We start from the raw sequence: 23,686 nt of genomic DNA on the forward strand, positions 1-23,686 counted from the left end.
AAAACACATTATTCAATACTCATCATCCTTATTTCCGGCTTATGTTTGAGTTCATGCTCGGGGAAACAAAAAGAAAAACAACAAGAACACCAGAAATCTGCCCAAAACCCGATAATCCATGCCGATGTACCCGATATCTCCATCATCCGGGTGGACGATACTTACTACATGAGCAGTACCACCATGCACATGAGTCCCGGGGTACCCATTATGAAGTCCGGTGACCTGGTCAACTGGGAGTTGATTAGTTATGCCTCCGACACATTGGCCAACAATGAGATGCTTCGCCTCGAAAACGGGCAAAATGCATACGGACGTGGCTCCTGGGCAAGTAGCCTGCGTTATCACAACAACACCTTTTATGTCTCCACTTTTTCGGCGACCTCCGGGAAAACGCATATTTTTCATACAAAAGACATTGAAAACGGGCCCTGGGAAGAAATTACTTTCGAACCTGTTTTACACGATAACTCACTTCTCTTCGATGATGACGGAAAAGTGTATTTGATTTATGGAGGTGGCGACATCCGAATTGCCGAGTTAAAGGATGATTTATCCGGCATCAAACCAGATGGGTTAAACCAGGTAATCATTCCGGATGCCGGAAAGGTCGCTGCCGATGACCTGATGCTCCACGCCGAAGGGTCACAACTGTTTAAACACGATGGTAAGTACTACATTTTTAACATTACCTGGCCCCAAGGAGGAATGCGAACTGTCGTTGTGCACCGATCCGAAAACCTTACCGGCCCTTATGAAGGGAAAGTGGCCCTTGAAGACCGTGGAATTGCACAAGGCAGCATTATCGATACACCCGGGGGAGACTGGTACGCTTACATGTTTCGCGATTACGGAGCCGTAGGACGGATTCCCTACATCATGACGATGAAATGGGAAAACGGATGGCCTGTTCTGGGCATTGACGGAAAAGTTCCGGACACACTGGATATTAACGTTCAAAACATTGGCGTCTCGGGCATTGTTACTTCGGATGAATTTGAAGACAACAAACTGCCTCTGGCCTGGCAATGGAACCACAATCCTGACAATCGTTTCTGGTCGCTCAACGAGAAAGAAGGCCATTTGAGACTCACCAACGGACGGGTGGATGACAATGTGCTGCAGACCAGGAACACGCTAACCCAGCGTACTTTTGGTCCCGAAAGTTCCGCTTCCACCGTAATTGATGTCAGTAACCTGAAAGATGGCGATGTTGCCGGCCTGATTGCCCTCCAAAAAAGATACGGATATGTGGGAGTAAAAATGGACGGGAACTCAAAGTCTGTTGTCATGATTAGTGCTGAAACAGAAGAACCCGTAGAGTTGGCAAACATTCCGTTGGAGGGCAACAAGGTCTGGCTGAAAATCGACTGCGACTATAAAGACCGCACAGATAAAGCTTACTTTTATTACAGCTTAAACGGGGAAGATTGGATCAGCATTGGGAACCCCCTCCAGATGGCATACACATTGCCACATTTCATGGGCTATCGTTTTGGTCTTTTCAGTTTTGCCACCAAAACAACAGGGGGATTCGTTGATTTCGATTACTTCCGAATCAGTGATGAAATATAAAAGGACGAAACCACATAAGATAACAAAAGGTGTTTGACTCACATAAGGGATTGGTTTTTAGGGCTACAATGTTGAAGTGGATTTGAATCGTACGTCAGAGTGGATTTAAAATCGTTATTAAGCCCCGGATTTGTAATTCAGAAGACACCAGTTAACTCCGATTCAAAAACTCCCTGCGCCTTTATCTTAACAAAGATACAACCTGAAATATCGTTTGTTTTGTATGGTCGGAATAAAAGACAGATGAAAACGACATAACACTAAAAAAATGATCATGAATTACATAAAAGGAACAGTTATATTTATCCTGATTTTCCTCCTGGGAGCTTGTAGCAAAGACACAGCGAAGAATAGTGACCTAAAACTATGGTACGACAAGCCCGCCAAAGTTTGGAATGAGGCCCTGCCTGTCGGGAATGGCCGCCTTGGGGCAATGGTGTTCGGCGATCCGGCCCTGGAAAACATACAGCTTAACGAAGAAACATTTTGGTCGGGAGGTCCCTCACGCAACGATAATCCTAAAGCTCGTAAGGCACTTCCAAAAGTACGGGAGCTCATCTTTGACGGGAAATTACAAGAAGCCGATAAAATGCTCAATGAAAACATGGTGGCCGAACAATTGCATGGCTCCATGTATCAAACGATCGGCAACCTGAACATCTCTTTCGAAGGGCATGAGAATTATACAAATTATTACCGGGAGCTGGACATTGAAAATGCTCTTTTTACCACTTCCTACACGGTTGATGATGTAAATTTCAAAAGGGAAGTTTTTGCGTCTTTCCCCGATCAGGTTATTGCAGTAAAGTTATCTGCCGACAGAAAGAAAAGTCTTTCTTTTACGGCTAAACTGGACGGTCCTTTAGCTCAAAGCACAAAAGCAGTCGATGCCAACACGCTTGAAATGACCGGTGTTTCCGGAACTCATGAAGGAGTGGAAGGTCAGGTAAAATTCAACACCCTGGCAAAAATACTCAACACAGATGGCACAATAGCTAACGATGCAGATCAAATTACGGTGACGGATGCCAGCGAAGTGGTTATTTTAATTTCTATGGCGACCAATTTTGTGGATTACCAAACTCTTACTGCCAATGAAAATGAAAAATGCAGGAAATACCTCACCTCTGCGGAAGCAAAAAACTATCCGGAGCTGAAAAAAGCTCACATCAGCGACTATCGCAAGTACTTCACTCGCTCGTCCTTAAATCTGGGTGAAACACCTGCAAGTGAACGCCCCACAGACGTCAGAATCAAAAACTTTTCACAAACCAATGACCCGTCACTGGTCGCTCTCTACTACCAATTTGGACGTTATTTACTAATTTCCAGCTCCCGACCCGGCGGGCAACCGGCCAATCTTCAGGGAATCTGGAACGGAAGCACAACCCCTGCCTGGGACAGTAAATACACCATCAACATCAATACGGAGATGAATTACTGGCCATCAGAGAAGTGTAATTTGCCCGAAATGCATGAACCGCTGATACAAATGATTGAGGAATTGTCGGAAGCCGGCTCACAAACCGCCAAAACCATGTATGGCTGCGACGGATGGGTGGCTCATCACAACACAGATATCTGGCGCATTACGGGAGTGATCGATGGAGCTTTCTGGGGCATGTGGCCCATGGGTGGCGCCTGGCTTTCACAACATCTTTGGGAAAAATACCAATACAATGGCGACCTGGATTATCTCCGGTCGGTCTATCCCGTAATGAAATCGGCCTGCCGCTTTTATCAGGATTTTCTCGTTGAAGAACCCACCCATGGCTGGCTGGTTGTCAGTCCTTCCAACTCACCAGAGAATGCACCCGCCGGCCGTCCTTCAGCTACTGCCGGATCGACTATGGACAATCAGATACTGTTTGACCTTTTCACAAAAACAAAAAAGGCAGCAACCATTCTGAATCAGGATGAAAACCTCATCAACGAATTTCAGGAAATCCTTGACCGCCTGCCACCCATGCAGATTGGACAACACGGACAATTACAGGAGTGGATGGAAGACCTGGACAATCCTTATGATAAGCATCGTCATATTTCACATCTTTATGGGCTTCATCCTTCCAATCAAATATCGCCCTATTCCTCCCCGGAATTATTTGAAGCAGCCCGCACAACATTGAAACACCGTGGTGATGTTTCCACCGGTTGGTCAATGGGCTGGAAAGTGAACTTCTGGGCACGAATGCTCGATGGGAATCATGCCCTCAAACTTATTAAAGACCAGCTCACTCTTGTCGGCACAGGAAACAATTCCGGAGAAGGTGGAGGTACTTACCCCAATATGTTCGACGCCCATCCCCCCTTCCAAATCGATGGCAATTTTGGATGTGCAGTGGGTATTGCTGAAATGCTTTTGCAAAGTCACGACGGAGCCATTCATTTCCTTCCTGCCCTGCCCGACGACTGGCAGAACGGGGAAATAACAGGATTGCGGACCCCCGGCGGTTTCGAAGTCACCTTTAAATGGGAAAACAGTCAGGTAACCAAAGCAGAAATAAAATCAACCCTGGGCGGCAATTGCAGAATCAGAATGCCCAATGAAGTTAAACTGTCCGGTAACCTTGCGTTAAAGGAAGCAAACGGACAAAACCCCAATTCTTTCTTTGAGAAACCGGCAATTAAAGCACCGCTGATTTCGGAAAAGGCACAATTGGGAACCGTTACTTTGCCAGAGACTTATTTATTTGATTTTCAGACGGAGAAAGACCAAGTTTATTCACTTACAAGCAAGTGAAATTGAAAGGGCTATAATTTAAAGTAGCATTTTTGTCATTAGAGATTGCTTCGGGCATAGCCCTCGCAATGACCGAATCTCCGAGTGATAGAGAAGGGGTTGGCAGATTGTATGGCGGTTTGGCCGCCCAACAATCTGCCAACCCCTTCCATTTAAAGTGAAAGTGCGTCATTGGTGGCATCCCGGTTTATCGGGAAAGCAAGCTTTTGTTAAGAAATAACTTATCCCTTAGCTCCCGGGATTCGTCAGATAATCCTGAATATTTTTCAGGCTTTTTTCATCGTCCGACAAAATCAATAACATATCATTTGGTTCAATGACCGTTGAGCCACTTGGAGTAATATACCTGTCTCCCCTTTTAATCATGGCAATAATGGTACTTTTCGGAAAGCCCAGATCCACAATACGCCTGTTAACAGCATAGCAAGCGGGGGCCACCGAAATTTCCGTCATCGCAGATTTGGGAATCTCGGAAATAAATTTTTCTGTTTCGGAGAGGGGTTTTACTTTTTCGGGCAGAGAAACACCCAGCCATTTGGCAACAACCGGCAGAGTGGTTCCCTGAATCAACACGGAGGTTACCGAAATAAAAAACACAATATTAAAAATCATCTCGGCCTTATCAATGCCGGCCAACAATGGATATGTAGCAAAAACAATAGGGACCGCTCCCCGGAGCCCCACCCAGGAAATATAAAAGCGTCTCCTAATTTTCATTCTAAAAAACATCAGACTAATAAAAACGCTCACAGGACGCGCAACAATAATTAAAAAGAGAGAAACCAACAGTCCGATACCCATCACCGGAAGCACCTGAGACGGAAACACAAGCAATCCTAACGTCAGGAAGAGAATAATCTGCATCAGCCAGGCCAGACCATCATACATCTTCATAATGGTCTTTTTGTGAATGAGGTCCTGGTTACCCAAATAAACCGCACTGATATAAATGGCCAGAAATCCGTTACCTCCTATAGCATCGGTGGTTGAGAAGGTAATAAACATCAAAGCTATCATCAGAACCGAATAAAGTCCTTCAAAAACAAGCTTTATTTTATTGATAACAAACTTGCTTATCCTGCCAAACAAAAAACCTGCAATCCCTCCCAAAATCATTTGCTGAAAGAACATGGGGATTACAGAAACCAAACTTTTATCCTGATTCACCACCAACGACAAAAAGGCAATGGTCAGCACGTAAGCCATCGGATCGTTACTTCCGCTTTCGAGTTCCAGGGTGGGACGTAATTTCGATTTAAGCGCCAGACTTTTGGAGCGTAAAATGGAAAAAACCGCTGCTGCATCGGTCGAAGAAACAATTGACCCAAGCAAAAGACTCTCATAAATGGTAAAATCGGTCATGAACCAGACAAATGTTCCCAGCAACAAAGCCGTCAGCAATACCCCCAATGTGGATAGAGCAATTCCCTGACCAAGTATCGGTCTCACCGATTTCCAATTGGTGTCCAACCCTCCTGAAAATAAAATAAAGTTTAGGGAAACAACACCGATAAACTGAGCAATTTGAGGGTTGTCAAAATGAATTCGCCCGATTCCGTCAGACCCTGTAAGCATCCCAATAGCCAGGAAAAGCAAAAGAGTAGGGATGCCAAACCTGTAGGAGGTTTTTCCTGCGATAATGCTCACAAAAAGCATCAAGGATCCTATTAGTAGTATATTTTCAATTGTTAAAAACATCTGATCTTTTTATCCGGCTTAGTTTTTCTTTACAAACATGGGGAGAACCCTTTTTTCTCCAAACTCCAGGGTTTCTCAGACTGGTAATAATTTAACACCAGAATAAACTTTTTGTTAAGTCATTCATGATGTTTTTATTTCGGAACGACAATCAATGGCATACAGCCATCATAGACCACATCGTGGATTAGCGTTTTCTGAAAAACACTATCCTTCAATCTCCTCAACTCCTGCTGAATTACAATAACGGTTTCCGGTGATTCATTCAACAATTTGCAATCCCCGGACAATGGTTCTTTAAGAATGCTTATTTCCACTTTTGGGGCATAACCTCTCAGTGTCCGGGCTAATTCTTCAAGATAATCAGAATGCTCTTTATCCAATACTAAAGGAATCAGTTCAATGATACAAACCAATCTCTTCATGGCTTGCATAAGTAATTCCAGATTTTTAACGTTAAAAGGATTCTTTCTGGAACAGATAAAACTAAACCTTCGTGAAATTCCGCCTTCCCGAATCAAAGGAACACCCAATGCAAAAAACTCAGTATCATCAATAATGGTAAGAATTGTTGTACCAAGAAAAAGTTTTTTCAACAGCCCCGATTCCTTTATTCCCACCACCACAAAATCTAAAAAAACATCATTTCTCAATTGACTCAGAACCGAGGGAAAATCAAACCGGCCAATTCTATATTGTTCATTTTTAAACGGGAAAGAGCTGGTAAATCTGTTAAGGGCATTCCAGGCATCAGCCTTCTGGGCATTTTCAAGTTCGGCCCGTACATCCTGATAGGCCATGGAAGGTTTAGCCCCGGTAAGCTGGTGTATAAATACCACACCGGCATTTAATTCCAGACTCAGTTTATAGACGAAAGATACCAATACAGATGTAGTTTCTTCCAAATCCACAAGAGCAATAATCCTGTTTTCAGCCGGCATTTTTTATAAATATTTGAAGTTTTCCTCAAAATACTAAAAAAGAGAATTACTTCAAATAACAATCCTGATAATTAAACAAAAAGAAGAACTTCCACCAGGAATATAAACCCAAGGTGAAAAAAATCTGGCGTGGCACAACTCTTGCATACCGGAGTTATGAACTTTTCTACATATCTTTAGTTATCAATGCAAGAGTAAGGTAAAAAATCACTGGTGTTCGCAGAAAGAATCAAGCTTAAAAACACTTATCCCAATAAGACACCACGAAGCATCGGAAACGTAAAAAATTAAATAAAATAAGAATGAAAAAACTAAGCACTTTTATAATTATTATGACAATGCTGGCTATCTCCGGGCTACGAGCCCAAAATGACACTATCAGTATTACCGTTCTCCAAAGCGCAGACATCCATGGACAACTGGATGCGCATACTGAACTATTCAGAGAAGAAAGCGGACTTGAATTTCGGGAACGTGGAGGGCTGGCCCATATGAAGACCCTCTTTGACACGGGAAAAACAAAAAACCCCAATCGAACCATCATTGTAGATTCGGGTGACCTGATTCAGGGAAGCGGGTATGCAGCAAAATCTCTGGGTGCAGTTTTTCCACCCATCGTACAAAAGATGGGCTATGACCTGATGATTCCGGGAAACTGGGAAGTGGTATATGGCAAAGAAGTAATGATGGATGTAATGACGGCTTACAATACCAATGTAATAGTCCAGAATATGAAACATGATGAATCCAATGAACCATTGTTTCCACCATACTGGGTTACCGAAATTGATGGCATTCGTCTGGCCTTCATCGGCATAAACGATCCCGATGTACCAGTCCGCCAAAACCCCTCATTCAGTAAGGGAATTGCTTTCAACCAAATTGATAAGGAAGTGGAGGAAATCATTCACGAGGTTCAGACCACGGAAAATCCGGATGTTGTATTTCTGATGACACACATTGGTATCTTTAAACAGATCAACCTGGCCAACAGTGAAATCACCAAAGGAGTGGATTATGTACTGGGTTCCGACACGCACGAACGCATTCGTCAACCCATTCAGGGAAAATTTGCGAAAGTCACTGAGCCCGGAGCATTTGGGTCATTCGTTGGAAAACTCACCATGAACTTTGTTGATGGAAAATTGGTCAGTGATGAGTATGAACTATTGGAGGTTGATCCGGAAAAATACCCAGCAAATCCTGAAGTCGCTGAACTCATTACAAAGGCAAAAAGACCATGGCAGGAAGAATTGGAAACCATAGTAGGCTACACTGCTGAGCCCATTTACCGTTACCTGACAGTGGAAACTCCCATGGATAATATGATTACCGATGCGTTGCGTTGGAAAACAGGAGCAGACATTGCTTTGTCAAACGGCTTCCGTTTTGGAAATCCCATAGTCCCTAAAAATGGAGAGCCTGCACCTATTACAAAAGCTGACATTTGGAATATGCTTCCGGTTAACGATCATGTAAAAACCGGAACAGTTACCGGACAACAAATCCTTGACTGGCTTGAAAAAGAGATGCACAATGTTTTTGCTACCAACCCCATGGAACGCTTTGGCGGATGGCTGGTGCGGTTTTCCGGTATGGAAGTTCAGTTTATCAGCGATGCTCCCCGGGGCCAAAGAGTTCAGCAAGTTACCATTAACGGAACTCCGCTTCAAAAAGATAAAACCTATAGTCTGGCATCCTGTGTTCGCCCGGGTGATCCCAACCATGCCATTTGCCGGCTACACAAAGCAGAGAACATTGAAATAGAAGATTACACCCTGCACGAAGCACTGGAAGAATACTTAAGGAAACACTCACCTGTTCACCCAAAAATGGATGGCAGGGCAAAAGCAACGGACCTGGGGAAATATCCATTTACCACGGTTCCCGGAACCACTTATGAATTCAGATAAAACCAAACTTAAGCTGATTGGCAAGGAAAAGAACCATACCAACAGGCAGACTTTACTTTAAAACATCAGGAAAACATTACTTTTGAAGGGCACTTTCAAATTTCAAAAAAAAGAGAAACAATGAATTGGATCTTCCTGATAATTGCCGGATTCTTTGAGGTGGCTTTTGCGTTCTGCCTGGGCAAAGCAAAAGACGCTACGGGTTTGGAAATGAATCTGTGGTATGCCGGTTTTGTGGTTACACTCAGTATAAGTATGGGATTGTTGATAAAAGCCACCCAGTCGTTACCCATGGGCACTGCCTATGCAGTATGGACTGGAATTGGAGCGGTAGGAACTGTTGTAGTTGGCATCCTGATATTTAAAGAACCGGTAACATTTTTGAGATTATTTTTTCTTACCACATTAATTGGTTCTATAATTGGACTAAAAGCGGTTTCCTAAAACCCAACTCAGAGGGTAACGCAATAGATGAACAATAAACCCACCTCACATAAAACACAAGGGCCAATCACCTTTTCATCGGGTGATTGGCCCTAATTTTTTTCACAGACATGCAAACCTCAAAAATGGATAGGCCTACAAAAACAACTTGTTAAGAACATAAGGTTTGACCTCATTAACAGCTCCTTCGGCCATCAACATCCTTAAAATCGATGGTGAATTCCCGGTTATCGGCCAAAGTAATGAGGGCTCCCATTGTTGATAAGCTGCGTGTAACCTCAAAAATCTCAATATTCTTGATTGGTGACAATTCATCCTTTGTCCATTCGTTGTCATCCCTTTTATGCAACATTACGGTTATCAATAACTCAATTGGTGGATTTTTGTCCAGTCTCTTTTTCCGGGCAAAAACAACTGTGCTTTCGTCTTCTTCAGCATTGCGGTTGGTATGCACCATACTTTCCACCTGGTCCCAGCCATTGTAAGTAATTAATGCCACACTTCGCCCGGGGATAGTTGCCGTAATGACCTTTTTCCCATCCTCCTCAAACTGTTTCACCACAGCTTTTTTTCCGTTAACATGCGGCAAACCATAGTTGCCAAGTGTCAGCTCATATTCGAAAGCCAACCGCGTACGATCCACCCGGATAACACCACCCGGAATAGTTATTTCAGCCAGATCGATAATATACCCCACCCCGTTGTTGGGCGGTTTTCGCATAATTGCCTGACGGTATAACACTCCATCAACTACACCGTTGTACAACATACTCTGAGAAATGGTAAATTTTTGGTTTTTCAGGGCATCATTATCAACAGTTAACCCCGTGAGGTAAAAATTCACATCATCTCCCCTTACATCTCTGGGGTCGAGACTACGAAAACTATACTCCATGGAAGTTCCGCCATCCGGGTTGTGATCTTCCCATGGGAAATGCGTGTTATATGATAACTTGGAATAGTTGGGATCATCGTAATAGACCTTTCCGGGAATAATTTCAGATGTTCCTGTTTTACCATGGTTCACAAGCACCAGACCGGGATTATCCAACACGACCTTTTTAAATCCGTCTCCTAATGACTCCCAAAAACCATCATTTTCTTTAGCGGTCCAAAAGGGCGAATCTTCAGGCAGGGCCAGGCATATAAATGGAAGAAACATAAGGAAAGGACTCCCCGGACAACTGTAATTCTGAACCATATATTCGCGCCTGCCGTAGAACCCAAGACTGGGGATTTCGTTGTGATAAAAATCCTCACGGGTAACAAATTGCAATAAAGAGCCCGAACACAATCTTCTGGCCCAACCCGGATCCAAAAGATTCGGTTTTTTCAGCATAAAAGAAACAGGAAATGCGCCCGAAACCCATGTTCTGTAACAAATACTTCTCGACCACATGTTAATAAAGCCATCACGCCCAAAAAAACTGGGCAACGACTCCATCAATCGTTGGGCCGATCGTTCAATAATATCAGAAATCTCGGGGTAATACTCATCACCAAACGTTCTGTTCCAGATAGTGGTATAGACAATAAACAGGCTGATGGAATAGTAATTATAAGTTTGTTCGAGATACCATCCATTGCCCGAATGATAGGAAGCAACCCATAAAAGGTGGCTCTTTAATAATTCGTCATCTATTTCGTATCCGTACTTTTTCAAAAATGAAAGCGTAACGACATTAAAAATACGCCAGTTATTCTGAGTTGTACGGTGATGGCCCCATTTTGATATGGTTTCAACCATTTCATTTTTCTGCTCCTCTGTGTAGGTTGACATAACCGTATCAGGCATCAGTAGCAGGGTTTTAAACAACCCGCCAAACTCACAGGTAAACTGGTAATTCGAGTCGGGTAAATCCTCGGGCAGAGGCAATGAATTAGGATGACCGGGCGTAAATGCATTGTATATGTGCAGGCTATAATAATCCCTGAGATTAATCCCTTTAATGGTTGTTTCTGGATCGACATGAATCAAAGGCCCGGCCAGTGTAAAAGTCCTCTCCAAAGCCTCAAAATCGGCGGAGCGGTGGCGCCATTCCGGAGCATTGGGCTGAGGATAGGTTTTCCCCGGAACCGGAGGAAATGAAAGGTGCTGCTCAATAGAATCGATATGCGAAAAAGCCCTTTCTAAAAGGTATTTGGCACAATCGATATAATGTTGTCTGGTCATCCCGGTGCTGGGACTCAGTTCATAGTTCGGATTGATTACTTCGAATGCCTTTTTCACTGGATGGATGTTTTAGAGTTAAATCATAAACTGGATTATTGCTGATAAGTGATTTAGCAATAAGCTTTTTCGCTTTGTAGTTAAAGCTAACGAAAAATCAGAACATAACAGAATAACACCGGCACAATTCATATCTGAATTAACCGCAACACACAATCTCTCAAAACATTGCATTCTAACATCCGTAAAAAAAACTTAACCCAGAGGCCCAATGTTTTTGTTATTGGAGAGTTGCAATCAAATCTTACCACCTTACAAATTAGGTTATAATCAGGCATTTACAACCCCAAAAGGCTTAAGTTTATAGTCGCGTGTGTCTGTATAGAGATTGCTTCTCCCGATCTCGTGCCTCATCGGGATCGCAATGACGTACTTTTACTTTAATATGGAAGAGGTTGGCAGAGGGCAGGGCGGCGTTACCGCCCTGCCCTCTGCCAACCTCTTCTCCATCTACGGGGGACTCTGTCATTGCGAGGGCTTTGCCCGAAGCAATCTCTAATTGCGAACACACTTCTAGAGCCTCCCAAAATTTCGGCATAACGGAATATTGTATTTCTCTACCTTGCCAAAAAATTATTTCTCCGGCTTCACCACATAAGCTGCGATTAACAGATAAAACATTCCACCCAAAATAACCAACATCCCTCCTGTTTGTCCAATGGCATCGGAAGCCAGCCCCATTAAGGGAGGTAATACTGCTCCACCGGCAACACCCATAATCATCAAACCTGATATTTCATTTCCTCGTTGCGGCATTTTCTGCAAAGCCATTGAAAAAATAATGGAAAAAATATTAGCTATGGCAAACCCGATAACGGCTACCATAATCAATATCACAACGGTACTCTGACTAAACAGCATGAGTATCATGGCACCGATGGCAGAAATCATGCTTACCCTGAAAAAACCTGTGGACGATAACCTTGCCAGCAAAATGGCACCGGTTAATGCACCGGCTGTACGGGCAGCAAAGTAAAGGCTGGTACCAAGGCCGGCCTGCTCCAGCGGCAAACCGGCTCGTTCCATCAGAAATTTTGGGGTTGCGGTATTCATTCCAACATCTACCCCGACAACAAACAAAATGCCCAGGAAGAGTAACAAAATTGCTTTGTCCTTCAGCAGCCCAAAAGCATCTCCGAAAGAAGTGGTTTGTTCAACCCGCTCATCTACAGGAATGGGAATAAGCAACAACCAAAGCCCTGACAGCACTGTAAAACCTGCAAATACAGGAAATAACATCTTCCAATTTCCCAATGTGGCAGCCGCAAATCCGGCAATAATAGGGCCTAAAAAAGAAGCGATGGCTTTTATGAATTGCCCCAGTGTCAATCTGCTGGTCAATTGTTCCTTACTGACAACATTGGAAACAAGCGGATTTAGTGAAACCTGCAGGATGGTATTTCCGATGCCCAGTAATGCAAAAGCAACCAGTGTCATCGCATAACTGTAAGCGATCAAAGGCACCAGCATGGCAATAAAAGTAATGACCATACTAAGCAAAACGGTATTTTTCCGGCCTATTTTATTCATCAAGAGCCCCGTAGGAACCGAAAAAACGAAGAACCAGAGAAAAACCATCATCGGCAGTAAATTAGCTACCGAGTCGCTTAGGTTAAAATCCTTCTGAACATAACTGGTGGATATGCCAACCACATCGACAAATCCCATGACAAAGAAACCGAAAAGAACGGGAAGTACTTTAGATAGTGGAGCTTTTTGATTCATCATAGAAATAATTAATTAAGACTTGCTTCAGATTCGGCAACCGCAATTTTTGAGTCCGCCGTTCCATAATAAAGAAACCATTTTCCTTTGAAATGAGCCAGCCCTTCAACAAAAACTACATTATTTACCTGACCGGTAATTTCGAATGGCTGATCGGGGGAAATAAACCATTTATCGGTACGGTGCAACACTTTTGTTGGTTCGTCCCTGTCCATAATAATCTGACCGGCCGCATAGGTTCCATCGGCAAGGTTTTTATCTCCAAAAGAAGGACTGTTTTTGCTGTTGTAAATCAAAAGTATCCCCTGATTTGTTGTTACAGCCGGTGGTCCGGGCTCAACCAGCTCACTGTCGAACATTTCCCTGCGTGTGGAAAACACAATCCTGAACGGAACCGAATAGTTGCGCATGGTATCAAGCTCCATCTTTTCCGGGTCAGTCTCTATCAATGGTTGCCAATCGATAAGGTTGTATGAAGACGCCAGATATATGTTTGATTCTCCCCAATACATCCAGTATTTCCCGTCAATCTTTTCTGCAATCATCCGGCCATTCTCTTCACGGCAAACTATGGAACCCGCTTTCGACCACATTTCGACAAAATCGCCACCTTCGGCATTTTTGAATACGGACCCATGCTTTTTCCAGTTTCTTAAATCTGTTGATGTAGCCACAAAAAGACGGGCTTTATCGCCATCGTAGGCAGTATAGGTGAGAATATATCTTCCATTCTCATCCTCAACCAGGCGCGGGTCTTCACAGCCCCCTTCCCATTCGTACTCTTTGAACTCATCGTTTTCAGGATACAAAACAGGTTCCAGTCTTTTATGAAACTCGTACCCATCCAGACTGTAAGCCAACCCCAGCCGTGAGGTTCCATTGTATTTTCCAATACTGTCTTCGGCACGATACAATAAAAAGAGAGTATCACCCTTAACAGCGGTAGCAGGATTAAACACATCCTTTTCTTCCCAGTTAACCATTGCCTCGCGAACGGGACAGAAAAACTCCAGACTATCTGACGGGAGCAAACAGGGATTCACTTCTACATTCTTGGTGAACGGCACCAAAAACTTCGCTTCTTCCTGCTTTTTTGATGGCTGACAGGCAACCAAAAGGAGAAGGAGCCCTAAAATTGGATAACAAATTTTTTTCTTCATCATTTCTTTATTTTATTTTACTACTAATCGATAAAAATCTGAATTTGCTTCACTGCGCTCGTTATTACATTCAGACCTCTCCCAACCTCCATTTTTTCCGGAAAAATGGTGTCATTGCGAGTGAAACGAGGCAATCTATTCTAAAAACTAAAGATTACTCGGTTACTAGTGATTTTCTTTATAAATCATTAGTGATTTAAACATTCCTCAAAAAAGGAATTTCATCCTTTAAACCCTGATCCCAATTATGGTTTTGAAAAGTTTTGATTTTCTGAAACCGAATCATAATCCGGATCCATACCAGGCGTTCTCAAACCTGCCAGTTCATTGGCCTGAAGCATAAAAACATTCCAGCACAATCCACGTGTGGAGGGCCACCACTCCTGAAATGAGTCCCATTTTGTCGGGATAAATTCTTTACTGAACGGCCAATGAGGATTCAAATACATTTCGGCCCACACCCGGTTTTCCATGCGCTTTCTGGCCTTGGCCCAGCCATGTTTCAATCCGGTTACATAAGCACAATACTCCGCTCTGAACCAGCTACCACCATTATAATACCAACCATCGTTTTTGTCACCGCTGTAATTTGCTTCTCCAAAGTCGCCAAACGGCTGATAATCTGAAGAAAGAAAGGCATAACCCGGCTCTTCATCGGTTAATCTCAGAAGAATGGGGGCAGTAGTGCCCATTTCAGGATAGGGAGCATCAGAACTTTTGTTCAAAGCTGGAATCTGATCCAGATGGTTTTTTACCATTTCATCGGTGAGGATAGGTCTCTCAAACATCCATAATGAAAAGAATTCAGGCTCGAGATCGGTAACTGAAATGATTTCCGGATAATTTCGATCAAACAACAGATGCTTCCTATCTTCGTCATAAAAGTTTCTATATTCCTGCTCTGCTCTGCTGATATACTCCTCTGACACTTCAAACCCCAATTCACGGATGGTACGCAGCGCAATGGCAAGCATCCCCTGGTTTAATGCCAGTTGGCTGGTTTTTGGGGTATAGTCGATAATATCTATCTGCCCCAGCATAAAATGGGCTTCGCAAACGCCATCCCGGTCTGCATCAAACTCATTCAACACATAGTCAACTGCCCTGGAAATTTTTTCCTGAGGAAGTTCAACTCCAAAGCGCCTCTGATTCAGTAGTCCCCACATCAGCCACTGAATGGTTGCCTCATTGTCTTTGGCTTCGACAGAGCCCATCAATGGAGTAATGATTGTTCCAATACCGCCCTCAGGGGTTTGTGTTTTCCCCCACTGTTCCCAAATGGAAAGATTCAAATCGCGATTATAGGTGGCTACAATAGAAAAAAAAGCATCCCGGTTATACATATCCGGAGCATAATTCATGTTCGGCACATTCAGAGGATCAAAATTTTGAGTATCCATAATCCAGGTCAGCATATTCAAATTACCGTAAAGCATCTTCTCAAATGTTGAGCCCTGAAAACCCATCCCTTCTGAAAGGCGAGACTGGGCAGAGATCATAAATTGCTGATGCGACTCCCACGGTTCCACAAAAAGATAGGTGGTTTTCTCAACATTTTCACCCAAAGGCAAATAATTATATGGCTGACTGGCCGGCTGATGCTTGAATATTCGAAGGTTTCGTATCTCCATATCGCAATGTTTCCCGACCTGACTTCCAACAAACATCGAAACACTGTCCCCTTCAATGAAAGGAATCATAATACTGCCTTCAAATGTAGTCCAACTATCTTCAAATAGCGGAAAGGAGTCTATATACTTGATGCCATGCTCCAATTCAACCGTTTTATGTCCGTTTTTTATCCGGAAAAGTTTTAACGAAAGCGGTTGATTTCCTTTACATTCGAACAAAACCGTGTAAAAGTTCTGGTCGCTGAAAGGAGCAATAAACTCAAAACCAGCACGTCCCTCTTTCTCCCCCTTGATTTCAATAACATTTTCGTTTGTGCTTATGGCTGTCTCATTCACAGGAATCAGATTATCGAAAATATCAACAACACTATCAACTCCCGCGTCCAGGTTGTACAACTCACCAAATACCTGGCTTATTGATACAGGAATGGAATCTGCCTCATCCGGCTTAGAAACAGAAAATAAATTCGGATCCGGCAACAGGCGCATCCCCACAAAACCGCCTCCCCTTCCGGTAAACCGGCGTCGGGTGTTCCGGGTGTAATGATTCTTAAAGCCTGCATCGGTAAGAAAACCGACCACATCATTGTCGGGAGTGACAAATCCAACGGCAGGAAACATTTCATGCACAAAACCTCCCGGAAAGTCTTCGTGCTCAAAGGTCACGAACCGCTCAGGAGATTCAGCAGGCACTGAAGTCTGATTCATGATAAAATACATCCCCGGCATGGAAGGTTGAAACATTCTAACGGTTTTCTTAATTACATTTTCGTTGATTATCCGATAACGAACCTCAACCGACAAATTAGCATCCAATTCAGGTATATATGTTTTGCCTGTTAAGGTGACTGAATCTTTATTACCTGTCCACTGCTCCCCTTTCCAATTCAGAAGCCTCGTTTCCGCACTTAGATCGAGATTATTCAATTGAAGCGAAAACTCACCCTCGCGGGTTACGAGCAACTTTTCTCCTTTGTAAATATTCACATAATAGCCCCGGGTGTCATCTCCCATAGTTTTCAGAGAAAGTTTCTGAGCAAAACCGGTATTTATGTTAACGATTGCTGCCAGCAGTAATAGAATCCACTTTGCTGGTTGATAGTATTTTAATCTCATCATCCTTCAGTGTTAAAAGCTGGAAATATTTTTCCTTTTCAATCATTAGTGTCAAAAAAATTTCCAAAAGGGATGCTTTAAATACAGGAAGCATCCCTTCATTTTTTATGGCATTATTTTTTCATTCGGCATTGCTCCGGATATGAAAAAAAGGCTTTTAATACCCATCATTTTGCTCAATAGTGCCTCCCGATTTATCGATATCGCGCTGCGGAATGGGATAGAGATAGTGAATAGACTGGAATCCATATTCTCCTAATACCTCATCTGCAAGTCCCCAGCGTTTTAAGTCACGGAAACGATGAGATTCAAAAGCCAATTCCACACGGCGTTCATGAATCAGCCAATTCCTGATAATGGAAACATCGGTTTCATTCACGTCCCGATCGGGCAGCGTTCCGGCAGGTGGAAAAGTCCCTTCGGCTGTCATTGAATTTCGGGCTCTTTCCCGGATGCTGTTTATCAATCCAATGGCACCTTCTGTATCGCCGATGTTCAGAAGTGCTTCGGCTTTCCAAAGGAGAACATCGGCCCACCGAATATAGATTTTGTTGCTTGGCGAATCATCATCGCCTTTAAAATCTCCATTCAATGTCCCCAGAATCTTATTCACATTTTTGGATTCCATATTTACAGTGTAAAACAACCTTGGGTCATTTTCTTCGAACTCTTCCAGAAGATTCGTTTCAGGAGCCACAAATCCCCATCCCAGGAGGGCACAAAGTCCGTTTCCTCGCCGGGGGACCATGGTCGATTCATGATCATAGCAGAATATTACTTCATCCTCCAAAAATTCTCTTTCCACATCGAAACTATCAAAATAATTGTCATTCAGAGCATAGTACCCCATGGTTTCAATATCCTCCACCAGGTTTATTACCTCCTGCCAGTTTTCACTGAAAAGAGCGACTTTTGCCTGAAGCGCAACAACAGCACCAATGGAAGCTCTCCAATTCTCTTCAGCACTTGAGTACTTCGATTGGGGAAGCAAACTCCTGGCATTGCTTAAATCGGAATTGATCTGTTCCCAAACCTGTGCTTCAGGGGCTCTGACAGCCACTTCATAAGCTTCATTAAAAGAGGTCAGTGGCTTAAGAACAAGAGGAACACCTCCAAAATTAGTTGCCAAATCGAAATAATAAAAAGCCCGTAAGAAATACGCTTCGCCCAACAAACGGTCCTGAAGTGCCTGCTCGAAATTTAGCTTGCCCATCATCGCTTCGTTGGTCAGATAATCAATGGCCGTATTGGCTCTTGAAATACCTTCATAATCATAAGCCCATTGCCCGTTAAACCCTCCATTGGAAGCAATAAAACTAAAATTGTTAAGTTCATCCATCCAGGCCTGATCTCCATCAGGATTCCACTTCTTCTGCATATCATCTGATGCAATGTCCTGGAGAATAAAATCGTTGCGAGTAACGGTTCCGTCGTCCCACGACCATTCCCCAATAATATTAAGGGTACTGGAAAGCAGCTGATAAGAAGAGCTAACCGAATATTGCACAGTCGTTTTTGTGGGGTCTAAATCTACCTGTTCAGGCGTTAAAAGCCCGATGGGTTCCTCTGTCAGATAATCTTCGCAACCAGCGAAAAGTAAAAGGCCGACAGAAAACAGGAATATATTTCGAAATAACTTCATAATATCTTAATTTTTGAATGGTTAAAAAACAAGGTTTACACCCCCTATGAAAGAACGGGCCTGTGGATATGTTCCCATGTCGATCAAATCGGTTGATTCCGGATCCAATCCGGTATAATCGGTAATGGTGAAAACATTCTGAGCGGATAAATAAACACGCACATTTTCCAGTCCCATCATTTGGGGACCGGAGAATGAATAACCCAACTCAATGTTCTTCAACCGGAAAAAAGAAGCATCTTCCACAAAAACGCTGGAGACCTTACTGCTTCCGTTATCAGTAAAACTAACACGAGGAACGGAATTGGTTGAACCATCTCCATCCCATGAATTCAGGATATTGGTTGTGTAATTGAAAGGTCTGGTATCATAGTCAACAATTTTCTTGGAATCGTTGTAACGATCCACCTGACCAACCCCCTGAAAGAAAACGGAAAGGTCGAAACCTTTGTACGAGCCGGAAAGATTGATCCCATAAAGAAGGCCCGGGTTTGGATCACCTATAAAATCACGGTCATTGTCATCAATTCTTCCGTCATCGTTCCGGTCTTTAAACTTAATATCGCCCGGCACGGCAGTTGGATTACCGGTACCATAAAGATGCTCGTTGATTTCATTTTCGTTTTGATAAATTCCATCAAACACATAGCCATAGTACGCATTAAGTGGATGCCCCGGTTCGGTACGTGTTACCTGACCTACAATACTTGGAAGGTTGGAATGCAGTTTTTCAACCTGATTACTCACCAACGCCAGGTTCGCATTGATACTGTATTTAAAGTCATGCTCCCGGTTACGGAAAGTAACCCCAAACTCCCAACCTTTATTGCTGACTTCTCCGGCATTCACTATAGTTGGTTGAACATCGCCGACGATGCTTGGCAAACTGATGGGTAATAAAATATCGGTTGTATTTTTCTGGAAATAATCGACAATCAGATACACCTTGTTATTAAAGAGCCCGGCGTCTAAACCGTAGTTTTGCTGTGTGGTGGTCTCCCATTTCAGATCAGGGTTTCCATATCTGGAAATCAAATACTTATCCCCCTGCTTTTCAATCAAAGTGAGGTAGGCATAATTGTCAATCTCCTGATTTCCCAATCGCCCTAGACTAACACGAAATTTTAAATCCGATAACCAATCCAAAGGCTCCATGAAAGACTCTTCAGATATTTTCCAGCCTACGGAGACTGACGGGAAATACCCCCATTGATTACCTTCCGCAAACCGGGATGAAGCATCAGCCCTTACATTACCGGTCATCATGTATTTATTATCGAAAACATAAGTTGCAGAACCAAAATAAGACATCAGTGCCCATTCCGAACCACTTCCGCCATTCCACAAATCCTGCTCGGTACTTCCGAAATCTATGTACCTGAACTTCTCGGTATCGTATTCGTAACGTCTTCTGGAAGCACTTACTCCCGACTCATAATTGGTAATAAACTCACTTCCAACCAGAGCATTAATGGAATGCTTTTCAAATGTCCTTTGATAGTTCAGCGTATTGTTCCAGGTAAAAGTGAAGGATTGACTGCGATTTTCATCCAGGCCGTTGGGCCGGTTCTGCCTGCCAAGTCCCTGGTCGATTTCAGCACCACCACCATCATCATCTCCAAAATTGGGATAAAAGGCCTTATCATGCCGAAAGTTTAGATCTATACCCACATTGGTGCGAAATGTCAATTCATTTTCAGGAAGAAATGACACCTCACCAAAAAGATTTCCAAATGTCTTGAAATGAGAGCGCTCATCATCAGTAAAGTAGGCCAGCGCAATCGGGTTCTGGGTCCACTCATATTTGTCGCTCTCCCAACCTCCTTCATCCCGATTATTGTGAATATAAAAAGGCAAATCGGTAAAAGGATCCCTTTCGGAATACGTAGGATCATCAGCACTCTTATAAACAGAAAGAATCGGGGGACGCAACATTGCATGCCGGATAATACCCGGTGCATCACCTTTGGAGGATAATTTGTCCTGAGTAGAATAGGACAACTGCATGTTGGTGCCAATTTTAATCCTGTCGGTCAGATTGGTGTTAATATTGGCTCTGAAATTAAAGCGCTGATATTTATCGTTGTCATAAACCACAATACCATCCTGATCGTAATAACCCATCGAAAGCAGATACTGCATCTTTTCGGTACCTCCACTTGCTGTCATTTGCATATTTTGTGAATTCCCCGGTTCAAATAGTTCATTCAGCCAGTCGGTATCCGCAAAATCTGCTCTGCCTTTATCGGCGGTATAAGGGTTTGTTCCGGAGTAACCGGCATTATTCCAGGCCTTCTCCACCACATTCATGTATTGCTCTGAGTTGAGCATGTCGGGCAAATTGGTAGCATGTTGAATCCCCCTGAAATAATTAACTTCAAACTTCGTGTCCTGGGCGGATCCACTTTTCGTTGTAATTATAATGACTCCTGCAGATGCACGGGAACCGTAAATAGCTGCTGCAGATGCATCCTTGAGCACTGTCATAGATTGAATATCAGCAGGATTTAAGAAGGTAAGTTCCCGTGTAGGTACACCATCCACAACGTACAAAGGATTATTGTTACCAATAGTTCCTTCGCCACGAATACGAACATTAATCTCATCTCCTGGCGCACCGGTACTCTGGGTGACCTGCACGCCTGCTACCTGCCCCTGGAGGGCCTGTCCAACCTCTGCCACCCGTCTTTTCTCCATATCATCAACGTTTACCGGCGAAACAGCACCGGTAAGTGTTGATTTTTTCTGAGTGGAATAGCCCACCACTACAACTTCATCAAGCCCAACCATGTCCTCCAACAAGGCCACATCAATCTGAGTTCTGTCACCGATAATCACTTCCTGGGTTTTCATTCCAACAAAAGAGAACAATAAGGCTTCTGCATTTTCCGGAACTGTCAGGATATAATTTCCATCAATATCGGTGATGGAGCCCATTGTAGTACCTTTTACAGAAACCGTAACTCCGGGAATTGGTTCTCCCTGGGAGTCGGTGACTTTACCTGAAATGGTTTTCTGAGCCTGTTGCGAAACGGGAGAAGACTCCTCCCTGTTGGCGAGAATTATCTGATTATCTACCACTTTATAAGAGATATCACGCCCGGCAAACAGATGATCCAGAACATTGAAGATATTCTCACCGGTAAATTTCACCGATGTATTAAAATTCATATCAACCAGCTTCTCGTTAAAGAGAAAATAAAACCGGCTTTGGTTCTCAATCTCATCAAGGACTTTTTCCGCTTTAACATTTTCAAGGTCGATGGTGAGTTTTTGGATTTGCGCGTAGGAATCTGCTGCAAATATCTGCGAAATTCCAAGGAACATTAAAAATAATGTAATTCGCATGATACGAAAGGTTTTAGTGAAGACTCTTCGGTCCCACATTCCTGTCTTAGGAATTTTTTTCATAGCTTTGTAACGATTTTAAGTACAACATTGGGAATAGGGAAGTTGCAGCTTCCTTGTTCCCTTCTTTTTTTCGAAGACTATTCTTTTTTAAAACGTTTATCTAACTACTGTTAATAGTTAAAGGTGTTACCATACTCCTGATTTTATTGGTGACGTATAATCACTTTCTTTTTAGAAAAATTACCTGAACTGTCCTGCATATTATCCAGTATCTCATAATCAATAGGTGATGTCATTTTCAACAACCGGAGTACATCTTCAAGTCTCTCGTCTTCAAAAGTGGCTCTGAAAGTATATTCAGAAAGGGTGCTGTCTTTCACAACGACATCTGCATTGAACCAATGGGATAGTTCCCGGGCTAATTCCCTCATATCTTCCCCACGTAACATCAATTTTCCGTCAATCCATGCAGAATAACGTTTCGGATTTACACGTTGACGTATAAGTTTACGTTCATTAAAATTAAATACAAGTAATTCGCCGGGCACCATTTTAAAAGATTGCTCACAAGAGTCAGGTATCAATTCTACTTTCCCCTCTTCCAGGACAACTTCTACAGTTTCTTCATCAGGCCACATTTCTACATTGAAACGGGTTCCAAAAACTTTTACAGCTGCCTTATTTCCTTTAACAGTAAAAGGGTTTAGTGAGTCGCTTTTTACATCAAAAAATGCTTTTCCACAAACATTTACATTCCGCTGTTCAAAAGAAGCAGAGTAGCTTAATACGGAGCCTCCATTCAACCAAACTATGGTACCATCAGGCAGTTCAGTTTTAACCCTGGCTCCCATTGGTGCAACCACTTCTACTTTAGCGGTCTGAACCGATGGTTCATGACTGAAAAAGAACAATATAGCACTAATCGTAAAAAGTGGCAATAGTAAAACCGCTGCCACACGGGTGTACCAGCTCAGCATCCTTTTAAGCCTGCTTTTACGAGAAAAAGATTCTGATTGGGAATTAATCAGAAAGTGTAATTTATGAAGTAAAGGGGTCAGGTCCTTGCTACCAACTTCATTAGGGAGAATATCCCAATCTTCCTTCATTCGCCTCCTCAGACTAACTTCATTACTATCTCCCCTAAACAATTCAGCAAACTCTCTATCTAGGGGTCTGCTTTCTTTTCCTCTAAGGTGACTTTCAAATATTTGTTGTTGCTCCTGGTTCATTCGAAAAAATAAATATCCTTTAATAGTAATACCATGCAAAATGAAAAATCTCCCGAAAAAAATTACATTTTTTTTCACTACTGTCCGACTAAAATGAAACGGATTTAATAAAATCCTGTATTTATGTGCGTTATGAATACTTTACACTGCTCAGTGGTAGGTTCGCATCAAAGAAATTCCGTTAAGAAAATCAGATTGTTTTTTGTGAAGAAATCCGAATTGTTTAAGCGAATCGAGTTTTCGGATTTTAGAAAAACAATCTGATTTTTAGGAATTTCTTTGTGCGAC

14 protein-coding genes are annotated in these 23,686 nt (G+C 42.9%); 4 read left to right on the top strand and 10 right to left on the bottom strand.

Going from position 1 to position 23,686, the window contains the following annotated elements; genetic code table 11:
- On the top strand, window positions 1–1,575 hold a 1,575-nt coding region (locus QZZ43_RS06355), incomplete at its 5' end, for a glycoside hydrolase 43 family protein (RefSeq protein ID WP_291857169.1).
- A gap of 274 nt (window positions 1,576–1,849) precedes the next feature.
- Window positions 1,850–4,318 carry a glycoside hydrolase family 95 protein gene (locus QZZ43_RS06360; RefSeq protein ID WP_291857171.1) on the top strand — a complete coding sequence of 823 codons (2,469 nt, stop codon included), beginning with the start codon at window positions 1,850–1,852 and terminating at the stop codon, window positions 4,316–4,318.
- A 228-nt stretch (window positions 4,319–4,546) separates the two neighbouring features.
- On the opposite strand, the gene QZZ43_RS06365 is transcribed toward QZZ43_RS06360, so the two are convergent.
- Window positions 4,547–6,016 carry a potassium/proton antiporter gene (locus QZZ43_RS06365; protein WP_291857173.1) on the bottom strand — a complete coding sequence of 490 codons (1,470 nt, stop codon included), beginning with the start codon at window positions 6,014–6,016 and terminating at the stop codon, window positions 4,547–4,549.
- Between the two features lie 134 nt (window positions 6,017–6,150).
- Window positions 6,151–6,957 carry a hypothetical protein gene (locus QZZ43_RS06370; RefSeq protein ID WP_291857175.1) on the bottom strand — a complete coding sequence of 269 codons (807 nt, stop codon included), beginning with the start codon at window positions 6,955–6,957 and terminating at the stop codon, window positions 6,151–6,153.
- A gap of 302 nt (window positions 6,958–7,259) precedes the next feature.
- Between QZZ43_RS06370 and QZZ43_RS06375 the strand changes: the two genes are divergently transcribed.
- Together QZZ43_RS06375 and QZZ43_RS06380 are read left to right on the top strand one after the other, a co-directional pair.
- On the top strand, window positions 7,260–8,870 hold the full coding sequence (locus QZZ43_RS06375; protein WP_291857178.1) for a bifunctional metallophosphatase/5'-nucleotidase: 1,611 nt from the start codon (window positions 7,260–7,262) through the stop codon (window positions 8,868–8,870).
- 120 nt (window positions 8,871–8,990) lie between these two features.
- Window positions 8,991–9,314: a multidrug efflux SMR transporter gene (locus tag QZZ43_RS06380; RefSeq protein WP_291857179.1), complete on the top strand. Its 324-nt coding sequence runs from the start codon at window positions 8,991–8,993 to the stop codon at window positions 9,312–9,314.
- A gap of 175 nt (window positions 9,315–9,489) precedes the next feature.
- Here the strand turns inward: QZZ43_RS06380 and QZZ43_RS06385 are convergent, their stop codons facing one another.
- The 8 genes from QZZ43_RS06385 to QZZ43_RS06420 all read right to left on the bottom strand — a co-directional run bounded on the left by QZZ43_RS06385 (window position 9,490) and on the right by QZZ43_RS06420 (window position 23,275).
- Window positions 9,490–11,544: a DUF2264 domain-containing protein gene (locus tag QZZ43_RS06385; protein WP_291857181.1), complete on the bottom strand. Its 2,055-nt coding sequence runs from the start codon at window positions 11,542–11,544 to the stop codon at window positions 9,490–9,492.
- 301 nt (window positions 11,545–11,845) lie between these two features.
- Entirely contained in the window at window positions 11,846–12,013 is a 168-nt protein-coding gene (locus QZZ43_RS06390) for a hypothetical protein (protein WP_291857183.1), read from the bottom strand.
- Window positions 12,014–12,117: 104 nt separating this feature from the next.
- Complete coding sequence (locus QZZ43_RS06395; protein WP_291857185.1) at window positions 12,118–13,272, bottom strand: sugar MFS transporter; 1,155 nt, start codon at window positions 13,270–13,272, stop codon at window positions 12,118–12,120.
- 8 nt (window positions 13,273–13,280) lie between these two features.
- Complete coding sequence (locus QZZ43_RS06400; protein WP_291857187.1) at window positions 13,281–14,429, bottom strand: glycoside hydrolase family 130 protein; 1,149 nt, start codon at window positions 14,427–14,429, stop codon at window positions 13,281–13,283.
- Between the two features lie 245 nt (window positions 14,430–14,674).
- A complete protein-coding gene (locus tag QZZ43_RS06405; RefSeq protein WP_291857189.1) occupies window positions 14,675–17,179 on the bottom strand; it encodes a hypothetical protein in 2,505 nt (834 codons plus the stop codon).
- A 154-nt stretch (window positions 17,180–17,333) separates the two neighbouring features.
- Window positions 17,334–18,818: a RagB/SusD family nutrient uptake outer membrane protein gene (locus QZZ43_RS06410; RefSeq protein ID WP_291857191.1), complete on the bottom strand. Its 1,485-nt coding sequence runs from the start codon at window positions 18,816–18,818 to the stop codon at window positions 17,334–17,336.
- Window positions 18,819–18,839: 21 nt separating this feature from the next.
- Window positions 18,840–22,166 carry a TonB-dependent receptor gene (locus QZZ43_RS06415; RefSeq protein ID WP_291857193.1) on the bottom strand — a complete coding sequence of 1,109 codons (3,327 nt, stop codon included), beginning with the start codon at window positions 22,164–22,166 and terminating at the stop codon, window positions 18,840–18,842.
- A gap of 206 nt (window positions 22,167–22,372) precedes the next feature.
- Entirely contained in the window at window positions 22,373–23,275 is a 903-nt protein-coding gene (locus QZZ43_RS06420) for a FecR domain-containing protein (protein WP_291857195.1), read from the bottom strand.
- Window positions 23,276–23,686: the final 411 nt, after the last annotated feature.

It is taken from the genome of Marinilabilia sp., assembly GCF_016278715.1.
Taxonomy (GTDB): domain Bacteria; phylum Bacteroidota; class Bacteroidia; order Bacteroidales; family Marinilabiliaceae; genus Marinilabilia.